Raw genomic sequence first — 17,887 nt, forward strand, 5'->3', positions numbered from 1 at the left:
AATAGAATTATACTAAAGAAAACATGAGAGAGCTGGTGAGAATATGATCAAAGCAGCAGATGCTTTACAAAAATTACTCGATGGAAATAACAGGTTTTGTCAAGGTGACTCACAACGGACGCATCTTGATGGAAAGCGGCGTTCGGAACTTTTAACAGGCCAAAATCCTTTTGCGGTTATTGTCTGCTGTTCTGATTCGAGGGTTCCGCCTGAACTAATTTTTGATCAGGGGCTCGGCGACCTTTTTGTTGTCCGCAATGCCGGACAAATTGTGGATGCTGCTGCTTTGGGGAGCATTGAGTATGCTGTTGCCAAGCTAGGTGTACCCTTAATTTTTGTTCTCGGTCATGGTGATTGTGGTGCTGTGAAAGCAGCTGTTGCTGGCGCCAAGTTTCTGGGACATTTAAATTCTGTGATTGCCGAAATTGAGCCTGCTGTCGTACAAGCTAGGGAAGAACAAGGTGATCTTACTGAAAATGCCATTGCTAAGAATGTTGATTTAATTATCGAAAAAATTTCTCATTCTGAACCAATTTTAAAAGAAGCAATTGCGGAAGGAAAGGCACGAATTACTGGCGGTGTCTACCATTTAGCAAGTGGTCAGGTGAAGCTACGTCCTTAAATACCAAAATTAATGCAGTAAGATAAGGTGGATGTACTATGAATATTGCGTTTTTCTTGATTCCGAAAGAAGAAGTTATTTATTTGCCGATTACAAGCACGATGCGGCAAGCTTTGGAAAAAATGGAATATCATCGTTATACAGCAGTACCGGTTATCGATGAGAATGGAAAATACGCGGGGACCGTCACAGAAGGTGATTTACTTTGGAAACTGAAAAACACGCCTGAACTGACTTTTTTAAACACCCATAAAGTGATGCTCAAAGATATTGATTGGCGGATGACGAATACGCCGGTTAAGGTGAGCGCCGAAATAGAAAGTCTGCTTTCCTTAGCAATTGATCAAAATTTTATCCCTGTTGTTGATGACGGTGACATTTTTATTGGCATCATTCGCCGCCGCGAGATTATTGAATATTACGCTAAAAAGTCGCAAGAATGGGAGTAGAAAAAATTTTATGAGGCAGGGGATGCGTCTGTTTAAAATCGTCACCGGACTGTTCCTTGGTCTTACTGTGCTAGGAGGCTATCTTTATTATCAGTATGTCACTTTTCCAGTTGCCCAAGACACTGCCTTGGTGCAAGAAAATAAAATACAGGAACACCAAACGCCTGATACACAAAATTTTGGTAGAAATAGTGAAATAGCAACAGATGAAGGCCAGACCATGCCAAATCTTTCTAATTCGGCATGGCAGCTCAGCGATGATAATAGCAAAGCAACACTATATATTGATCGCAATACGGTAAACAAAGCGAATTTTTCAGACAAAGCGATTTTAAAAATTCATGTAAAGTATGATTACAAGTATGAGGATATGATTTTTGGCCCAGAATTAGTGTGCACGATCTTTGAGGTTTGGCTCCAGCCTGATTCGCATACCTTTCGTATTGTAAAAAGAGAGAATTTTAATAAGTTAGGGCAACGATTGGCGATTCGCCGCTATAGCCCAAAAGGCGAATGGAAGAGCTATTATGATGATGAAATATGGCAGACTACACTAGAAAAGGCAGCAGATATGTACAAGTGAGAACGATGAAATAATTAGTGACAGGAAAGGATCGATTCTTTTTGATTAGCTATCAAAAAATCCTGCAGCTCCGTTCTTTGCAGAAAGCGAAGCTTGTAGCAGGCGAAGCGGGGCTGAATAAGCTAGTACGCTGGGTCCACTTTATTGATCTTCCTGACGTACTGCCCTGGGTTCAGGGCGGCGAACTTTTAATTATTACTGGAATTGGTTTACAAGGTGATAAAGATCGTTTGCAGGATTTAATTCATGGTATTATTCAAAAAAATCTTGCTGGTCTTATTGTCAATGTCGGTCCTTATATTGAAGCAGTTCCCAAAGATATTTTAGTGATTGCTGATGAAGCCGGGTTTCCTATTTTTGAACTTCCTTGGGAGGTTAGACTTGTAGAAGTTACGCAAGAGATTTGCAGTTTGATTGTTACGAAACATGTGGCCGAACGATCTGTCAGTGATTTTTTAGAACAGCTTCTGTTAAAACCGATTGAACAAGTACAAGAGTTATTTGAGCGATCATCGGCGCTTCACTACGACCTGACGGTGCCGCAACAAGTTGGTGTGATTAGTCTGCAGGGCCTTGCTGAGACTTCTTTCCTGCAGACTGAAGCAGCAGAACAGTCTCGAGTTATCCTAAAAATGCAAATAGAACAGACTGCGAGAAGCGTTTTAACGCGACAAAATCGTACGGCTTTATCAATGACCTGGCTTGATACGATTGTTTTACTTTTGCCTGCTGTAAAAGTAGGATCTTTCCATAAGACCAATGAAGCCTTGTTGTCTGAGATTGCTGCAGAATTAAGGATAGCATTTCCCCAAGTGAAAATTGCTGCTGGCCTAGGCAAATCTGCCGATAGCCCAATCGAAATTCGTCGCAGTTATCACGAGGCCTCTAAAGCCTTATTATTTGGCGAATATAGCGTTTCTTCAGAATCAGTATATCTTTATGAACAATTGGGCATTTTTAAGCTGTTACTGGATTTGCCACAGGAAACGCTGTATAACTATTATAAAGAAGTGATGGAGCCCTTACTTGCCTATGATCGGAAATATAAAAGTGACTTGGTGACAAGTTTATATGTTTTTTTTGAGGAAAATGGCAATGCTGTGCAGACTGCAAAACGTCTCTTTGTTCATCGCAATACACTAGACTATCGTTTGAAGAAAATTGAAGATGTGACAGGCCGCAATTTAGCGAATCCTTATGAGCGTCTTACCTTACAAGTCGGAGCGTTGATTCATCGGCAGCTTTTTGGAGCAGAGTCTTCTTAACCTCCAACAACATATCGTATATATTCACAAAACAAAACCAATCTATTTGTGAGTATTGCACATGGCGCTGGCGTTCACTCTTTGTTACAATAAGTTCATACTTCGAGAAAGTCACACAATCATATAAGCAGACAAAGCGATGAAGCTAAAATTATATCTAAAGAAGATATGATTTTAGCTTTTTTTTCGCTTCGTGAGGAGGAGTTCTTATGAGTCAAATGAACAGCCAGACAGAAACATTACTGCAGCGTAAACAACAGGCTGTCGCCAGAGGCATTGCCAACTCAACGAATATTTTTGTAAAAAAGGCAAAAGGTGCTGTTATTACTGATGTAGAGGGTCGAGAGTATCTTGATTTTTATGCTGGCGTAGGCGTTCTCAATGCAGGGCACTGTCCGCCACCTGTCGTAAAGGCTGTGCAAGATCAAGCAGAAAACTTGCTCCATTCTTTTTTTGCTATTGCCATGTATGAGCCTTATATCACCTTAGCCGAAAAAATGAATGAATTAATGCCAGGGCGAGAACCAAAGAAAACGATGTTTGCGAATAGCGGCGCTGAAGCGGTAGAAAATGCCGTGAAAATTGCTCGTCATGCAACAAAGCGAAAAGGAATTATTGCTTTTGAGGCTGCTTTTCACGGGCGAACTTACATGACAATGGGATTAACCAGTAAAGTAAAACCTTATAAGTATAACTTTGGACCGTTTCCTTCGGAAATTTATAAAGTCCCTTCTGCTTACTGCTATCGCTGTCATTATCAAAGTTCTTATCCCGGTTGCGGAATGCATTGTCTAGAGAATTTCGACCGCTTCTTTGCTGCAGAAATCGATGCGGAGCATATTGCAGCAATGATTATTGAGCCGATTCAGGGCGAAGGCGGTTTTATTGTACCACCGCCGGAATTTTTACCAGGGCTTAAAACAATTTGTGAAAAACACGGTATTTTGTTTATTGCTGATGAAGTTCAGACTGGTTTTGCTCGCTCCGGTAAAATGTTTGCCATTGAGCATTGGGGTGTCGAACCTGATCTCATGACAACAGCGAAATCGATTGCTGCTGGCGTTCCCTTAAGTGCGGTAACTGGTAAAGCAACAGTAATGGACGCGCCTGATGGCGGCAATATTGGCGGAACTTATGGCGGAAATCCCTTAGCATGCGCTGCAGGAATTGAAACAATTAAGTATATTGAAACAGAAAAGCTCTGCGAAAAAGCAATACAAATCGGCCAAAAGACAATGGACCGTTTAAAGATACTGCAGGAAAGCTGTCCAGCTATCGGCGATGTGCGCGGAGTTGGTTCAATGATTGGCATCGAACTAGTTAAAGACAAGGTAACGAAAGAACCAGATAAAGATTTGACAGGAAAAATCATTAAGGCTTGTTTAGAAGATGGTGTAATTCTAATTGGCGCAGGAATTTTCAGCAATGTAATCAGGCTTTTGATTCCACTAGTTATTACCGATGAGGAACTTGATCGTGGCCTAGCTGTTTTAGAAAAAAACATTTTGCGTTTTGCTAGTAAATAATTCGTTTAAAACAGGTACAAGGCTGTTCTTACTCACTGAAGTAAACGTCTTACCTGTCTTATAAAAATAAAAGAATAAAACGAGAAAAGCGAAGACGCTGCGAAAAGAAAGTAAACTCTTTCTTTCCAGCGTCTTTATTTTCACTATTAAGAGGAGGCGAGTTTATGTTGAAAAAGATGATCGGAGTTGCACTGTTAGGTGCGTCTTTGCTCGTGTCAGGCTGTAGCGGCGGGTTAGGAAATTCCAATGAAATCAAAATTGGTGGCAATCTTGAAATGACAGGAAATACGGCAAGTTGGGGCGAGTCCATGGCCAAAGGGATTAAACTGGCTTTTAAAGAGGCTAATGAATCAGGTGGCGTACTTGGTAAAAAAATTAATTTTGTCATTGCTGATAATCGCTCCGAGCCGTCAGAGTCCGCTAATGCCGTGACCAAATTGATTACCCAAGATAAGGTGGCGTTAATTCTAGGAGCTGGCGGCAGTACGAATACCATTGCTGGCGCACAGATTGCTGCGGATAACAAGATCCCATTTATTACACCCTTTGCAACAAATCCGAAGGTGACGGCAGATGGCGAAAAGGTGAATGAATACGCGTTCCGTGTTTGTTTTATCGATCCATTTCAAGGCACTGTTATGGCCGGATTTGCCGCCAAAGATCTTCATGCTAAAACAGCAGCAATCTATGTAGATAACAGTGCCGATTATTCCAAAGGTCTGGCTCAGTACTTTGAAGATAATTTTGTAAAAAGCGGCGGAAAAATAGTAGCGAAAGAAGCCTACTTGCAAAAAGATCAGGATTATAAAGCTATTTTGACAAAAATAAAAGCAACAAACCCTGATGTTTTATTTGTGCCAGGCTATTATGAAGATGTCGCTAAAATTGTAAAGCAGGCCCGTGAAATGGGTATCATGATTCCTATCATTGGCGGTGATGCATGGGATTCACCGAAACTTGTAGAAATTGCTGGCGCGCAGGCTCTTAATAACACTTACTTTTCAAATCATTATGCGCCTGATAACAGCAATCCGCAGATTGATAAATTTGTCGAAGCTTTCAAGAAAGAGTATAACCAAGTTCCTGATGCACCGGCAGTTCTTGGCTATGATGCTGCTTGCATGGCTATAGCCGCTATCAAAAATGCCAATAGCGCTGATCCGGTCAAAATTAAAGATGCTTTGACGAAAATTAAAGATTTACAACTTGTAACTGGTTTGGTTACGCTTGATAAATACCACAATCCTGTAAAGAGTGCTGTCGTTATGGAAATGAAGGATGGCAAGCAAGTTTATAAAACGACGATTAATCCATAAAAAGACAAGCAGCCGCGGCAGTAAAGTTTAGAGACTTTGTGCCGCGGCTGCCAATGTAGGAGAGGGACTAGTATGAATGATTTCTTTTTTCGATTTCCCACAACGGTTCTTTTTGGTGAAAACACAATAGGACAAATTGGAGCGGAATGTAAAAAACTTAAAGCATCAAAGGCTTTTCTTGTTACAGGTAAGACGGCAACTAAACAATCGCCTTATTTGCCGATTATTTTGCATGCTTTACAAGAGGTTGGCATTGATGTTCAGATTTTTTCTGATGTGGAAGCAGACCCAGGTATTGAAACGGTAGATCAAGGTGTTTTAGCGGCAAAAGAATTCGGCGCTGATCTAATCATTGCTTTTGGCGGCGGCAGTCCTATGGATGCGGCTAAATCGATCTCGATGGTTTTGACAAATGGGGGATCTATCCGGAACTATATGAAGGGAAGTCGACAGGTAGAAAAAGCAGCATTGCCGCTGATCTGTATTCCTACTACGGCTGGGACAGGCAGCGAGGTAACGGCTGGAGCTGTGACGACAGATAAGGAAAAGCAAGAAAAAATTGGCGTGGCTCATCCACTCATGCTGCCGCACCTTGCTATTGTTGATCCTCGTCTACATGTGTCGATGCCCCAAAGTGTAACTGCGGCTACGGGCATTGATGCTTTAACTCATGCTATTGAAGCCTATATTGCTACAAAGGCGGAGCCGATTAGCGATGCTCTGGCGCTTCAGTCAATTAGAATGATTGGGCAGTGGCTTCGTGTAGCTTATGCCAATGGCGATCATTTAGAGGCGAGAAGTCAGATGGCGCTAGCGAGTTTGATGGCTGGAGCTGCTTTTACAAACGCTGGTCTTGGCGCTGTTCACGGACTAGCCCATCCGCTAGGCGCGCAGTTTGGTATTGCCCATGGCATTGCCAATGGCATCATGCTTCCCTTTGTGATGGAGGAGTGCTTAATTGCCGATTATAGTAAGTTTATACAAATCGCGCTAGCTTTAGGCGAAAATATAGCTGGGCTGACTCAAAGAGATGCTGCTCATCAAGCCGTAGCAGCTATAGTAAAGTTAAAAGAAGATATTTCGATTCCTAAAGGGTTGGGAGAGATCGGGCTTGACGAATCTGTTGTTGAAAAAATTGTTCCTGATGCTTTGTCTTATCGTCTTCTACCCAATAGCCCGCGGCAACTCACGCAGAAAAATCTAGAACGAATTGTGCGCAAAGCCCTTCAATAGCAGGAAATCATCTTTTTGAGCAGAATAGATACCTTATTCTATTAAGGGAGGCTATAAATATGCCGATTGTGCAAATTGATTTATTGGAAGGTCGCACCTTAGAACAAAAACGGGCATTAGCTAAAAAAGTGACGGAAGCGATTGTTGAAACAGCTGCGTGCCCGGCTGATGCGGTCAAGATTATTTTGCGTGAAATGCCAAAAGAACATTTGTCGGAAGGCGGCGTGCTTCGCTGCGATCGATAAATCAAAAACATAAAAAATCCGTGAGCGTAAAGCTTCACGGATTTTTTTATGTAACTTAAATTTTATAGAACATATTTGTCAACTAAATCAATTAGTTGTGCAATTTCAGGTTTTGATACTTGAGCAGTGGCACCGATGGTTTCACCTTTACGACGCATTTCTTCGTTGATGAGAGAAGAGAAGATAATAACAGGAAGCTTCTTTAACTTGTCATGCTGTTTAATTTTGTTCGTCAAATGATGGCCATCCATTTGCGGCATTTCAATATCGGTAATGACTAAATGGAGTTTTTCTTCAATCGGTTTATCATCTTTCGCCATGGCTTCTAACCGATTCCAAGCTTCTTGACCATTTTCGGTAAAGATAATATTTTCATAGCCAGACACATGTAGTGTTTCTACAAGCAGATCACGCAGCATCCGAGAATCTTCTGCTACCAAAATGGTTTTTTTGCGGCGTTTTGGTGCAATATCTGGAACAGCATCAGGCAGGGTCGTCATTTTTTCGTTGATTTCTGGATTGATTACGGAAATAATCCGTTCAAAGTCAAGAAGAATGACCATTTTTTCTGCCATTTTCACAATGCCTACAACCATTTCTGATTCGGAGATATTCGGCGGCGGCTCCATTTCGGTCCAGGAAATACGATGAATCCGGGAAACCTCATCGACAAGAAAGCCCACAAAATAATTATTGAGTTCACTGACAATAATTTTAGGCGACGTAGATTGACCCTGAACGCCGAGAACGCGCGGCAGATTAACAAGAGGCATTACGCGGCCACGTAATGTGAAGACACCGTCCACATAGGGATGGGCATTAGGCATAATGGTAACAGGAACATGATTGATAACTTCACGGACCTTTGCAACATTAATGCCATAGTGAGTAGGGCCTACGGTAAACTCCACGATTTCAAATTCATTTGTACCGGTTTCTAATAAAATCCCTTTTTTATCATTAGCCATGTAATTCCCTTCCTTTTTCTTTAATAAATGCATTTGAAGACAATTCAACTGCTGAATTTACAAGCGACTATGTCTTATTAGAATATATTTTCCGTTGACTGCCCTATTTCCTGCTAATCCTACATAATATTCGCTAATAATGAGTAGGAAATAAAAAGATTGTAAAATTTTATAGAATCGGTAAAAAAGGGTGGATTCCTTACTAGCATTTGTGGTATTATATTTGAAATACTTATACAGGAATCATGAGAGGAGTCGATTATGGATAATAAGTTTGCAAAAGAAGGACTAACATTTGATGATGTACTACTTGTTCCAGCTAAGTCAGAGGTTTTGCCGCGCGAAGTAAGTGTTGCAACAAATCTGACTAAAAATATTAAGCTCAATGTTCCGATTATGAGCGCCGGCATGGACACAGTTACGGAAGCTAGAATGGCGATTGCTATGGCGCGTGAAGGCGGTATTGGTGTTATTCACAAAAATATGTCTATTGAGCGTCAAGCAAATGAAATTGATAAAGTAAAGCGTTCCGAACATGGTATCATTGTAGATCCGATTTTCTTATCACCAGAAAACACACTGCAAGACGCCCAAAATTTGATGGAAAAATATCGGATTTCCGGGGTTCCTATTACTAGACAGGAAAAACTTGTCGGTATCCTGACAAACCGCGACTTGCGGTTTGAAACGAATCTTTCTTTAAAAATTTCTGAATGTATGACCCAGGAACATTTGATTACAGCTCCTGTAGGCACTTCGCCGGAAGAAGCAAAAGTGATCCTAGGTAAGCATCGAATTGAAAAATTGCCGCTTGTAGATGAACAAGGCAATTTAAAAGGACTTATTACAATTAAAGATATTGAAAAGGCGCAAAAATACCCTAACTCGGCAAAAGATGGAAAAGGCCGTCTCCTTGTTGCTGCTGCTGTTGGTGTTGGCGCTGATATGCTCGATCGTATCCAAGCAATTGTCGCTGCTAAAGTTGACGTAATTGTTGTTGATACAGCCCATGGTCATTCGTTGGGCGTATTAAAAGCTGTCGAAAAAATTAAATCGTTGTATCCTGAACTTGATTTAATTGCTGGTAATGTCGCTACGGCAGAAGCAACGCGTGATTTGATTGCTGCTGGCGTTGACGCTGTAAAAGTCGGTATTGGACCAGGCTCAATCTGCACAACTCGTGTTATTGCCGGTATTGGTGTACCGCAAATTACAGCTGTATATGATTGCGCTATGGCGGCGCAAGCTTCCGGCATTCCGATTATTGCTGACGGCGGTATTAAATACTCTGGCGATGTTGTAAAATCCTTAGCAGCTGGCGCAAATGTTGTTATGCTTGGCAACATCTTTGCTGGCACGGAAGAAAGTCCAGGAGAAACGGAAATCTATCAAGGTCGGAGCTATAAAGTGTATCGCGGCATGGGATCGCTTTCGGCAATGGCTGCAGGCAGTAAGGATCGTTACTTTCAGGAAAATATGGACAAGCTGGTTCCAGAAGGAATTGAAGGTCGCGTTCCTTACAAAGGCGCTGTAGCTGATACGATTTTCCAACTTGTTGGCGGACTTCGCGCTGGCATGGGTTATTGCGGTACAAAAGACATTGCCGCACTTCATAAAGATAGTACTTTTATTCGTATTACTGGAGCAGGTCTCAAGGAAAGTCATCCGCACGATATTAACATTACAAAAGAAGCGCCTAACTACAGTCTGTAATTCTTCTTTAAACAGCTCTAAAACATAATAAAAAGCCGCCGTTTTCTTACAATAGGAAGAAAACGGCGGTTCTTTTATTCATTTATTATTACCAAGCAGTCGGTGTACGCATATTGACTACTTTAAATTCAAAGCCTTGCGAGCGAAACAACTCGATAATATTACGCAATGCTTTCATGGTTTCTTTATGGCCTGTTCCATCATGCATGAGAACGATTGCATGGCTCCAGAGCGCTTGGCGCTGGATTTGTTCTGCTATATTGCCGTAAAGATCAGCCGCTTTACCGTCTGATGCATCGCCTGAACTAATATTCCAGGCAATATCACGATAGCCTTCCGTTTTTAGACGATCCCAGTACGCTTTTTGAAAATGGCCTACCGTTCCGCCTGGAGCGCGAGAAATCCGTGGACGAACTCCGATAATACCTTTAATAATTTCATCGGTTCGATGAATCTGCGCAAAATAAGCGTCAGGAGAACGATACAGATCACGATAATCATGGTTGTAGCTATGATTGCCAATAGCATGCCCTTCCGCAAAAATTCGTTTCACTAGATCAGGATGGGCTGCAGCTTGTTTTCCTACTAGAAAAAAGGTAGCGTGAATCTGATATTCTTTCAGTAAATCTAAGACATAAGGCGTATTTTCTGGATCAGGTCCATCGTCAAAGGTTAAATACACTGTCTTTGTTCCATAATAAGGAATCAGTTCAGGCAAACGAAGTGGTAAATTCTGTTGCTGCCGTTCGGTAACGAGAAAGTTATCGTATACAGGCTGGTCAGTTGTTAAATAGGCATTATCTTCTGCAATTAAGGTAAAAGCGAGGCGCGGCGGCGCTTCGGGGGCAGGTGTTACCGACACAGAAGCAGGTTCAGATGGTTCTTCTGTTGTCAGGTGCTCATAAGCGAAAGTGGCCAGAGGCGCGGCTATTAATAATAAACAAAAAAGCAGAGCGGCACGGCAAAGTATTTTAGATAGAGAGTATTGGAGCATGAATTTTAACACCTCAGGTTTCGAATAAAAGAGTGTAAATTCCAAATTCGACGTAAATCCTGCTATTCCTGCGTAAAGACAAATTGCTTTCGGGTATACTAAAAGAGTAGGGAGGTTTTTGCATGGCTAATCTTGTCAAGTATCAAGGAATTCGTTTTCTTTTTGGCCTATTTCTTACTCTGTTCCTCCTTTTATTCGGAGGTCTTGCTTATGCTTTTTTTACACTGCCACAGACAGATAATCTAGAAAATATGCAATTTATGAACGCCACGCAGGTTTTTGATGTAAATGGTCGTTTAATTTCTAAATTATTTGAAGAAAACCGAGTGGTAGTGCCCATTCGTTCGATGAGCTATGAATTACAGCGCGCTGTTATTGATAATGAGGACAGCCGATTTTTTAGCCATGGCGGCGTGGATCCTATTGGGTTGGCGCGAGCACTATGGGTTGATATTCGTATGGGAACCTTGGCGGAAGGCGGTAGTACAATTACACAACAGCTTGCGAAAAACATGTTTTTGACGCAGGAAAAAACAGTCATTCGCAAACTTAAAGAAGTTCTGCTTGCTCTTATTTTAGAACAGCGGTTTTCTAAACAGGAAATTTTGCAGGCTTATCTCAATCAGGTTTATTTTGGCGAAGGCGCTTATGGCGTCGAAGCGGCGGCGCAGGTTTATTTTGGCAAGCACGCCGGGGAACTGACGCTTGGCGAAAGCGCTTTGTTGGCAGGTCTGCCACGTGGTCCCAATATTTACTCGCCTTATTCCGATTTATCGGCAGCGCTTTCACGGCGGGCTGAAATTCTAACCGGGATGGTTAAAATAGGTGATATTTCGCCGGAACAAGCGGCAGCTGCTAATGCGGAACCGCTTCAATTGATTGGGAAAAAGCGACGAGAAGTGCAAGCATCTTATTTTCTCGACTACATTGCCAATGAACTCGTAGGTCGCTATGGTGCTAATCGTGTTTACCGAGGTGGACTGAAAGTATTTACGACACTAGACATCAAAACGCAGAAAGCGGCGGAAAAAGTATTAACAAAACAACAGGGAGCTGTCTTGACGCTGGATCCGAAGACGGGGGCGATTCGAGCGATGGTCGGCGGTAAAAATTATGAAGAAAGTCAATTAAATCGGGTTATTACTGAAACAAGGCAGCCAGGTTCCGCCTTTAAACCCTTTCTTTATGCGGCGGCTCTGCAAACTGGCTTGACAGCCAATGCTGTTATTCTTGATGAAGCAGTGAATTTTAATGGTTATCAACCGCAAAATTATGATAAGAAATACCGCGGTCCTGTTACTATGTCTAAAGCTCTGCGCGATTCTATTAATATTCCAGCAGTAAAAGTAGCGCAGCAGATCGGTATTGATAAGGCCTTGGCTTTGGCGAAAGCGGCAGGAATCACGACAATTCGCCCGGAAGATAATAATTTAGCTGCTGCTTTAGGTGGTTTAACGCAAGGGGTAAATTTAATTGAGCTGGCTAGCGCGTATACTATTTTTGCTAATGGTGGCGTTTATTCAAAGCCTATAGCAATCTTAAAAGTGCTTGATGAACATGATCAAGTTCTTGAGGAGACTACGCTTATGCAACAGAGTGTTTTAAGTCCCGAGATTGCTTACATTATGACCAAAATGATGACTGGTGTTTTGGAAACTGGTACAGGCACAGCTGGCAATATTGGTCGCAGTGCTGCTGGGAAAACAGGTACAACGGACCAGTATGAAGCAGCTTGGTTTATCGGCTATACTCCTGATCTGTTAACAGGTATTTATATTGGTAATGATGATCGAACTTCTGTCGGTTTATCAGGCAGTCAAGTCGCCGGTCTTTGGGGAGCCATGATGAATTCTGTATTAAAAGATCAACCGCCTGCGTTTTTTCCAGTACCGGCCAATATTACTGATAATATTCCGATTTGCGCTAATTCTGGGCGTGTACCTATTTTAGGCTGCACGGAAGTGGAAAAAAGCGCCTTTATAAAGGGAACAGAACCTTTTTTAGGAAAACTTATGCAGGAAAATCCGAGCGGAGCGGGCGCTAATGGCGATGGCGGCAATCAGGCAGACAAAGACAAGAATGATCGCGAATCGAGTAAATCTAAATGGCGAATTCCTTGGCTGCAGTTGCCGGGATTTTTATGATATGATACAATTTATAAGAATTGGAATAAAACTGAATCATAAGCAGGGTGAATATGGTTGCAAAACAAGGTTAGTATTCTTGGGATTCCCGTTGATGCTGTAACAATGGAAGAAGCTTTGACTTGCGTTGAAGCAATGGTGGCGGGGAAACCAAAAGAAACAGAAAAACTTTCGTTGATTGCTACAGCAAACGCGGAAATGGTGATGATGGCTCAGGAAGATCAGGAGCTTGCCTCAATTTTATCAACAGCTGATTTAGTCGTTCCTGACGGCGCTGGCGTTGTTTGGGCAGCCTCCTATTTGGGAAAACCGGTGCCAGAGCGAGTCGCTGGTTTTGATTTGGCGCAGCGTCTGTTTGCAATTAGCGCTAAAACGGGGTATCGCCTTTATTTTTTAGGTGGTGCACCAGGTGTAGCTGCGAAAGCTGCTGAAAAAGCTCGCGAACTTTATCCTGGTATTACAATTGTTGGAATTCAGGATGGTTACTTTAAAGAGGAAGAGACAAAATCGATCATTGATGCTGTTAACAAAAGCAAAGCCGAACTATTGTTTGTCGCTCTTGGTGTTCCTAAGCAGGAAAAATGGATCGAGAAGCATCGGAACGAACTAGCTGTTCGTGTCGCTATTGGCGTAGGCGGTACTTTTGATGTTATGGCTGGCGTGATGGAGCGGGCGCCGCTTTGGATGCAAGAAGCAAGATTAGAATGGCTCTTTCGACTTTTCAAGCAACCGAGTCGATTTATGCGGATGATGGCACTGCCCAAATTTGTGCTAAAAGTACGAGCAGCCAAAAAGAACTGATTAGCTAAGGAATTCTCTTAGATAAAAGGTTGTCAAGAGACATGGGCTATATTATAATAATTTGAGACAAGATGGGGCAAGTGTTGACTTGCTTCTTGTTTTTACGTGCGTAAATAGGTGCATCAGGAGGTGGATAGATGGTTAAAGCTCCTATTGTAAGAGAAGGATATATTTACATTGCTATACTCGCCTGCCTGACAGTTATTGTTGCAATGGTGATGAATATTTACTGGAGTATTATTCCTGGCGTTTTATGCTGTTTTGTTACGTTCTTTTTTCGTAATCCAAGACGGAGTATTCCCGCAGACGATACATTGATTTTGTCTCCAGCAGATGGAAAAGTCATGAGTGTAGTAGATTTTTATGATGAAGAATTTTTACATGAAGAAGCCATTCGTGTGACGATTTTCCTTTCCGTATTTGATGTGCATGTAAATCGCAGCCCGATTGCCGGTGAAATTGTTTACCAACAGTATACTTGTGGCCGCTTTCGACCTGCTTACAAAGAATCGGTAGGCTGTGAGAATGAACGTCATTCGATTGGACTCGAAAATGACTGCATGAAAGTGCTTGTTACGCAGATTGCCGGCATTTTAGCGAGAAGAATTGTTTCCTGGGTTACGCTGGGTAATAGCTTGACCAAAGGGGAACTGTACGGCATGATTAAATTCGCCTCATGTACGGAATTGGTCATGCCCAAATCGGTGGAAGTCCTCGTAAAGAAAGGCGATCGCGTCCGTGGCGGGGAAACCATCATTGGGAGGATGCAACGTTGAAAAGTATTATACCGAATGGATTAACGGCTCTTAACTTAGTCTTTGGCATGTTTGCCATTATGCAAACCTTTCATGGCTATTATTACACAGCAGCCCTATTGATTTTTGCCGCTATGATCGCCGATGGGTCAGATGGTCGGGCAGCCCGCTATTTTAAAGTCAGCAGCGAATTTGGCAAAGAGCTTGATTCACTCTGTGATTTGGTGTCTTTTGGTGTAGCGCCAGCTTTTTTAGCTTATGTTTATTGCCTGCATGAATTTGGTTTTTTGGGGCAGGTTGTCGCTGTTTTTTTCGCCACTTGCGGTGCGTTGCGGTTGGCACGATTTAATGTAAATACAACAACTGTAAAAGGTTATTTTATGGGATTGCCTATTCCGGCAGGCGGCTGTGTTGTAGCGACTTTTATTATGACAGGCATTCAGCCTTCAGGATACTGGTTTCTTGGTTTTGTAGCGATTTTTGGCTATCTAATGGTTAGCACAGTTCGCTATCCTGATTTTAAAGGCAAAGGCGAAAAAATTTACCGAATTGCCATTATTTTGGCTGTGGCAACTGGCGGATATCTTTTTTATGCATTACCGCATTCTTACCTCTTTGCTCCTTTCTTTACTTATGCTGTGTTCGGTATCTTCAACAGTATTTTACGACTTTTGGATTATAAATCAGCCTTGTCGTAAACAATAAGAAGAGCCACCTTTTTAGCTTGTCCCCAAAGATAATTTGGATAGATATACGAAATCGGATTTTAAAGGAGAAAAATCCATGGAACATATTTTTGATATTATTATGATCCCATTGCAATTACTGATCGTATTTTTTTCACTCTACTATTTTATTATTGCCATGTTTGGTCTTTGGAAACGGCATGAAAACAAAATTTTGACGCCGGAAAAAACGTTTGCGATTATTGTTGCCGCCCATAATGAAGAATCGGTCATTGGACAGCTTGTCGAAAATCTAAATGTCTTGAATTATCCGAAAGACTTATATGATATTTATGTGATTGCTGACAACTGTAATGACAAAACGGCAGAAATAGCCAAAAAGGCTGGCGCCATTGTTCATGAACGGACCAATTTGACAGAGCGTGGTAAAGGTTTTGCTATGGAATGGATGTTTGCAAAACTTTACGCTATGGAAAAACAATATGATGCTGTTGTCGTATTTGATGCCGATAATTTAGTCCATCCGGCTTTCTTATTGGAAATGAATAATCGCCTTTGCAAAGGCGAGCGTGTAATCCAAGGGTATCTTGATTCTAAAAACCCCAATGATACTTGGGTTGCGGGCACCTTCGCCATTTCTTTCTGGGTAGTAAACTATATTTGGCATTTAGCAAAATACAATATTGGTCTTACGAGCGTTCTTGGTGGAACAGGTATGTGTATTAGCATGGATGTTCTCAAAAAATTCGGCTGGGGAGCTACTTGCTTAACCGAAGATATGGAATTTACTATGAAAAGTCTGCTTTGCGGTATTCGAACAACTTGGGCTCATGATGCCATCGTTTATGATGAGAAACCGCTTACCTTTAAACAATCATGGAAGCAGCGTCAGCGTTGGGCGCAGGGGCATTTCGATGTAGCCGGTCGTTTCATTCCTAAATTACTCAAAGAAGGTTTTAAACGCGGTGACGTTCGCATGCTTGATGGTGTATTTCATTTGTTTCAACCCTATTTTTTGCTGATGTCTACGGCTTTCGTAATATCTAGTTATCTTTATGGGTTTTTCCCATTTTACACTAATATTTTAAATCGGGTTCTTCCTGTAGAAGTATGGACAATTCTCGCTTTTGCCCAGTATGTTTTTCCGATGATTATTTTGGCACAAATCCGTGTTTCCTTAAAAATGTGGTTTTATTTGCTACTTTATCCAATTTTTATTTACAGTTGGATTCCTATTACGATCTACGGATTTATTCATCGCCATGAACGAGTATGGAGTCATACACAGCATACGCGTAGCTTAAGCTATAAAGAAGTTCTAGTGACTGATGATGCGGAATTTTCAAAAGATGCTATTTTGAGCAAGCAGGCAGCAAAATAAATGTCAGGGAAAAGATGAGTCTTTGCTCATCTTTTTCTATTTATGCTATACTAATTCTATTCTAGATGATTAGGGGAGGTTCTTTATGTTTGAGTTAACTATACAGGCAGAATTCGAAGCTGCACATAATTTGTGCAACTATCAAGGAAAATGTCATAGATTGCATGGCCATAACTGGAAAGTAGAAGTCACTGTACGGGGCTTTGAATTAGATGAATTAGGTATGGTGATTGATTTTACCGTATTAAAAGCAGAAGTCAAAACGATTATCGACCGTCTTGACCATTACTATTTGAATGAATTGCCAGCTTTTGAAACGAAAAATCCTACGGCAGAAAATATCGCCAAATATATTTATGACGAACTAGTTACTCCTTTGGAGGCAAAGCAGGTTCAAATTTACGAAGTAAAAGTATGGGAATCACCGCGCTCTGCTGTTGCATATCGCCAGGAGCGTAATCATGGATGAGCATATTGTAGAAGTTTTTTCTTCGATTCAAGGAGAAGGACCCTATGTCGGTTATCGTCAGCTTTTTATTCGATTTGCTGGCTGCAATCTGCGCTGCAATTACTGTGATACAGCAGAATCTTTTGTTACAACAGAACCAGCTAAACTTGAGCAAACACCTGGGACTGGTGACTTTCTGTTATTAAGTAATCCTATTTCACTGGATCGTCTTGTTTCTCATTCACTTCGTCTAATGGAAAAACCACATCACTCTGTTAGTTTTACCGGTGGTGAACCGTTGTGTCATGTACCAGCGCTCCTTGCTCTAAGCGAGAAGTTACCTGTTAGAAAATATTTAGAAACAAATGGCACGCTCTATGAGGAACTTGCCGAAGTACTACCTGCTATAGATTTTATTAGCATGGATATTAAACTGCCTAGTAGTACTGGTCAAGATCTCTTTATGGTTCATCAAAAATTTTTACAACAGGCAATCCATAAAGAAGTGTTTGTGAAAATTGTTCTGACAGGACAAACTACCGTTAAGGAATTTAAAGAAGCGCTAGCTGTGATTCATTCGGTCAGTCCAACAGTTCCCCTTGTTTTGCAGCCTGTTACGGCCAAACAGGCTGGCCAGGAACTGATGCAACGAGAACTTTGGACATTTTTTGATTTGGCATCAGAACAACTGGGAAATGTACGAATCATTCCCCAAACCCATAAACAGTTAGAGTTACTTTAATTAGATCGGGGGGAAC

18 protein-coding genes are annotated in these 17,887 nt (G+C 41.6%); 16 read left to right on the forward strand and 2 right to left on the reverse strand.

Translation table 11 applies throughout. The features are described from left to right. Positions 1 to 43 precede the first annotated feature (43 nt). The 8 genes from AC0NJP_RS02900 (at position 44) to AC0NJP_RS02935 (ending at position 7,239) form a co-directional block, all read left to right on the forward strand. On the forward strand, positions 44 to 622 hold the full coding sequence (locus AC0NJP_RS02900) for a carbonic anhydrase (RefSeq protein ID WP_474698705.1): 579 nt from the start codon (positions 44 to 46) through the stop codon (positions 620 to 622). A 38-nt stretch (positions 623 to 660) separates the two neighbouring features. After that, on the forward strand, positions 661 to 1,071 hold the full coding sequence (locus tag AC0NJP_RS02905; RefSeq protein ID WP_474698706.1) for a CBS domain-containing protein: 411 nt from the start codon (positions 661 to 663) through the stop codon (positions 1,069 to 1,071). A 22-nt stretch (positions 1,072 to 1,093) separates the two neighbouring features. Then, positions 1,094 to 1,654 (forward strand): hypothetical protein, encoded by a 561-nt coding sequence (locus AC0NJP_RS02910; RefSeq protein ID WP_474698707.1) that lies wholly within the window; start codon positions 1,094 to 1,096, stop codon positions 1,652 to 1,654. 41 nt (positions 1,655 to 1,695) lie between these two features. Then, positions 1,696 to 2,919, forward strand: a complete 1,224-nt coding sequence (locus AC0NJP_RS02915) for a PucR family transcriptional regulator (protein WP_474698708.1) — start codon at positions 1,696 to 1,698, stop codon at positions 2,917 to 2,919. Between the two features lie 209 nt (positions 2,920 to 3,128). Beyond that, the gene (gene gabT / locus AC0NJP_RS02920) at positions 3,129 to 4,445 is read left to right on the forward strand and encodes a 4-aminobutyrate--2-oxoglutarate transaminase (protein WP_474698709.1); all 1,317 of its coding nucleotides are present in this window, start codon (positions 3,129 to 3,131) and stop codon (positions 4,443 to 4,445) included. Between the two features lie 164 nt (positions 4,446 to 4,609). Then, positions 4,610 to 5,761 carry an ABC transporter substrate-binding protein gene (locus AC0NJP_RS02925; RefSeq protein WP_474698710.1) on the forward strand — a complete coding sequence of 384 codons (1,152 nt, stop codon included), beginning with the start codon at positions 4,610 to 4,612 and terminating at the stop codon, positions 5,759 to 5,761. Between the two features lie 72 nt (positions 5,762 to 5,833). Further along, positions 5,834 to 6,994: an iron-containing alcohol dehydrogenase gene (locus AC0NJP_RS02930; protein ID WP_474698711.1), complete on the forward strand. Its 1,161-nt coding sequence runs from the start codon at positions 5,834 to 5,836 to the stop codon at positions 6,992 to 6,994. Continuing rightward, positions 6,991 to 7,239 carry a 2-hydroxymuconate tautomerase gene (locus AC0NJP_RS02935; protein WP_474038744.1) on the forward strand — a complete coding sequence of 83 codons (249 nt, stop codon included), beginning with the start codon at positions 6,991 to 6,993 and terminating at the stop codon, positions 7,237 to 7,239. Before AC0NJP_RS02930 ends, AC0NJP_RS02935 begins: the two co-directional genes overlap by 4 nt. Positions 7,240 to 7,301: 62 nt before the next feature. Here the strand turns inward: AC0NJP_RS02935 and AC0NJP_RS02940 are convergent, their stop codons facing one another. Beyond that, a complete protein-coding gene (locus AC0NJP_RS02940) occupies positions 7,302 to 8,207 on the reverse strand; it encodes a chemotaxis protein (protein ID WP_474038519.1) in 906 nt (301 codons plus the stop codon). 261 nt (positions 8,208 to 8,468) lie between these two features. On the opposite strand from AC0NJP_RS02940, the gene guaB reads away from it, so the two are divergent. Continuing rightward, positions 8,469 to 9,920, forward strand: a complete 1,452-nt coding sequence (gene guaB / locus AC0NJP_RS02945) for an IMP dehydrogenase (protein WP_474698712.1) — start codon at positions 8,469 to 8,471, stop codon at positions 9,918 to 9,920. Between the two features lie 88 nt (positions 9,921 to 10,008). Here guaB and AC0NJP_RS02950 read toward each other — a convergent pair whose 3' ends face one another. Further along, on the reverse strand, positions 10,009 to 10,914 hold the full coding sequence (locus AC0NJP_RS02950; protein WP_474698713.1) for a polysaccharide deacetylase family protein: 906 nt from the start codon (positions 10,912 to 10,914) through the stop codon (positions 10,009 to 10,011). Positions 10,915 to 11,036: 122 nt separating this feature from the next. Between AC0NJP_RS02950 and AC0NJP_RS02955 the strand changes: the two genes are divergently transcribed. From AC0NJP_RS02955 to AC0NJP_RS02985, 7 genes are all read left to right on the forward strand, one after another. After that, the gene (locus AC0NJP_RS02955; protein WP_474698714.1) at positions 11,037 to 13,058 is read left to right on the forward strand and encodes a transglycosylase domain-containing protein; all 2,022 of its coding nucleotides are present in this window, start codon (positions 11,037 to 11,039) and stop codon (positions 13,056 to 13,058) included. A 57-nt stretch (positions 13,059 to 13,115) separates the two neighbouring features. Beyond that, positions 13,116 to 13,859, forward strand: a complete 744-nt coding sequence (locus tag AC0NJP_RS02960) for a WecB/TagA/CpsF family glycosyltransferase (protein ID WP_474698715.1) — start codon at positions 13,116 to 13,118, stop codon at positions 13,857 to 13,859. A 137-nt stretch (positions 13,860 to 13,996) separates the two neighbouring features. After that, a complete protein-coding gene (locus AC0NJP_RS02965; RefSeq protein WP_474698716.1) occupies positions 13,997 to 14,635 on the forward strand; it encodes a phosphatidylserine decarboxylase family protein in 639 nt (212 codons plus the stop codon). Then, on the forward strand, positions 14,632 to 15,312 hold the full coding sequence (pssA, locus tag AC0NJP_RS02970) for a CDP-diacylglycerol--serine O-phosphatidyltransferase (protein ID WP_474038525.1): 681 nt from the start codon (positions 14,632 to 14,634) through the stop codon (positions 15,310 to 15,312). The genes AC0NJP_RS02965 and pssA overlap by 4 nt, the downstream gene beginning before the upstream one ends. 85 nt (positions 15,313 to 15,397) lie before the next feature. Continuing rightward, positions 15,398 to 16,681 carry a glycosyltransferase family 2 protein gene (locus tag AC0NJP_RS02975; protein WP_474038526.1) on the forward strand — a complete coding sequence of 428 codons (1,284 nt, stop codon included), beginning with the start codon at positions 15,398 to 15,400 and terminating at the stop codon, positions 16,679 to 16,681. An 85-nt stretch (positions 16,682 to 16,766) separates the two neighbouring features. Beyond that, positions 16,767 to 17,150 (forward strand): 6-carboxytetrahydropterin synthase QueD, encoded by a 384-nt coding sequence (queD, locus tag AC0NJP_RS02980; RefSeq protein ID WP_474038527.1) that lies wholly within the window; start codon positions 16,767 to 16,769, stop codon positions 17,148 to 17,150. Next, complete coding sequence (locus AC0NJP_RS02985) at positions 17,143 to 17,871, forward strand: 7-carboxy-7-deazaguanine synthase QueE (protein WP_474698717.1); 729 nt, start codon at positions 17,143 to 17,145, stop codon at positions 17,869 to 17,871. Before queD ends, AC0NJP_RS02985 begins: the two co-directional genes overlap by 8 nt. Positions 17,872 to 17,887: the final 16 nt, after the last annotated feature.

This window comes from Pelorhabdus sp. sgz311002 (genome assembly GCF_056134285.1).

Excerpts from the sequence above, each read along its gene's own strand:
- AC0NJP_RS02930 (WP_474698711.1), top strand. The coding sequence starts at position 5,834 with ATGAATGATTTCTTTTTTCGATTTCCCACAACGGTTCTTTTTGGTGAA.
- AC0NJP_RS02985 (WP_474698717.1), top strand. The coding sequence starts at position 17,143 with ATGGATGAGCATATTGTAGAAGTTTTTTCTTCGATTCAAGGAGAAGGA.
- AC0NJP_RS02940 (WP_474038519.1), bottom strand. The coding sequence starts at position 8,207 with ATGGCTAATGATAAAAAAGGGATTTTATTAGAAACCGGTACAAATGAA.
- AC0NJP_RS02965 (WP_474698716.1), top strand. The coding sequence starts at position 13,997 with ATGGTTAAAGCTCCTATTGTAAGAGAAGGATATATTTACATTGCTATA.
- gabT (WP_474698709.1), top strand. The coding sequence starts at position 3,129 with ATGAGTCAAATGAACAGCCAGACAGAAACATTACTGCAGCGTAAACAA.
- queD (WP_474038527.1), top strand. The coding sequence starts at position 16,767 with ATGTTTGAGTTAACTATACAGGCAGAATTCGAAGCTGCACATAATTTG.
- AC0NJP_RS02900 (WP_474698705.1), top strand. The coding sequence starts at position 44 with ATGATCAAAGCAGCAGATGCTTTACAAAAATTACTCGATGGAAATAAC.
- AC0NJP_RS02955 (WP_474698714.1), top strand. The coding sequence starts at position 11,037 with ATGGCTAATCTTGTCAAGTATCAAGGAATTCGTTTTCTTTTTGGCCTA.
- AC0NJP_RS02905 (WP_474698706.1), top strand. The coding sequence starts at position 661 with ATGAATATTGCGTTTTTCTTGATTCCGAAAGAAGAAGTTATTTATTTG.
- AC0NJP_RS02975 (WP_474038526.1), top strand. The coding sequence starts at position 15,398 with ATGGAACATATTTTTGATATTATTATGATCCCATTGCAATTACTGATC.
- AC0NJP_RS02950 (WP_474698713.1), bottom strand. The coding sequence starts at position 10,914 with ATGCTCCAATACTCTCTATCTAAAATACTTTGCCGTGCCGCTCTGCTT.
- guaB (WP_474698712.1), top strand. The coding sequence starts at position 8,469 with ATGGATAATAAGTTTGCAAAAGAAGGACTAACATTTGATGATGTACTA.
- AC0NJP_RS02925 (WP_474698710.1), top strand. The coding sequence starts at position 4,610 with ATGTTGAAAAAGATGATCGGAGTTGCACTGTTAGGTGCGTCTTTGCTC.
- AC0NJP_RS02910 (WP_474698707.1), top strand. The coding sequence starts at position 1,094 with ATGCGTCTGTTTAAAATCGTCACCGGACTGTTCCTTGGTCTTACTGTG.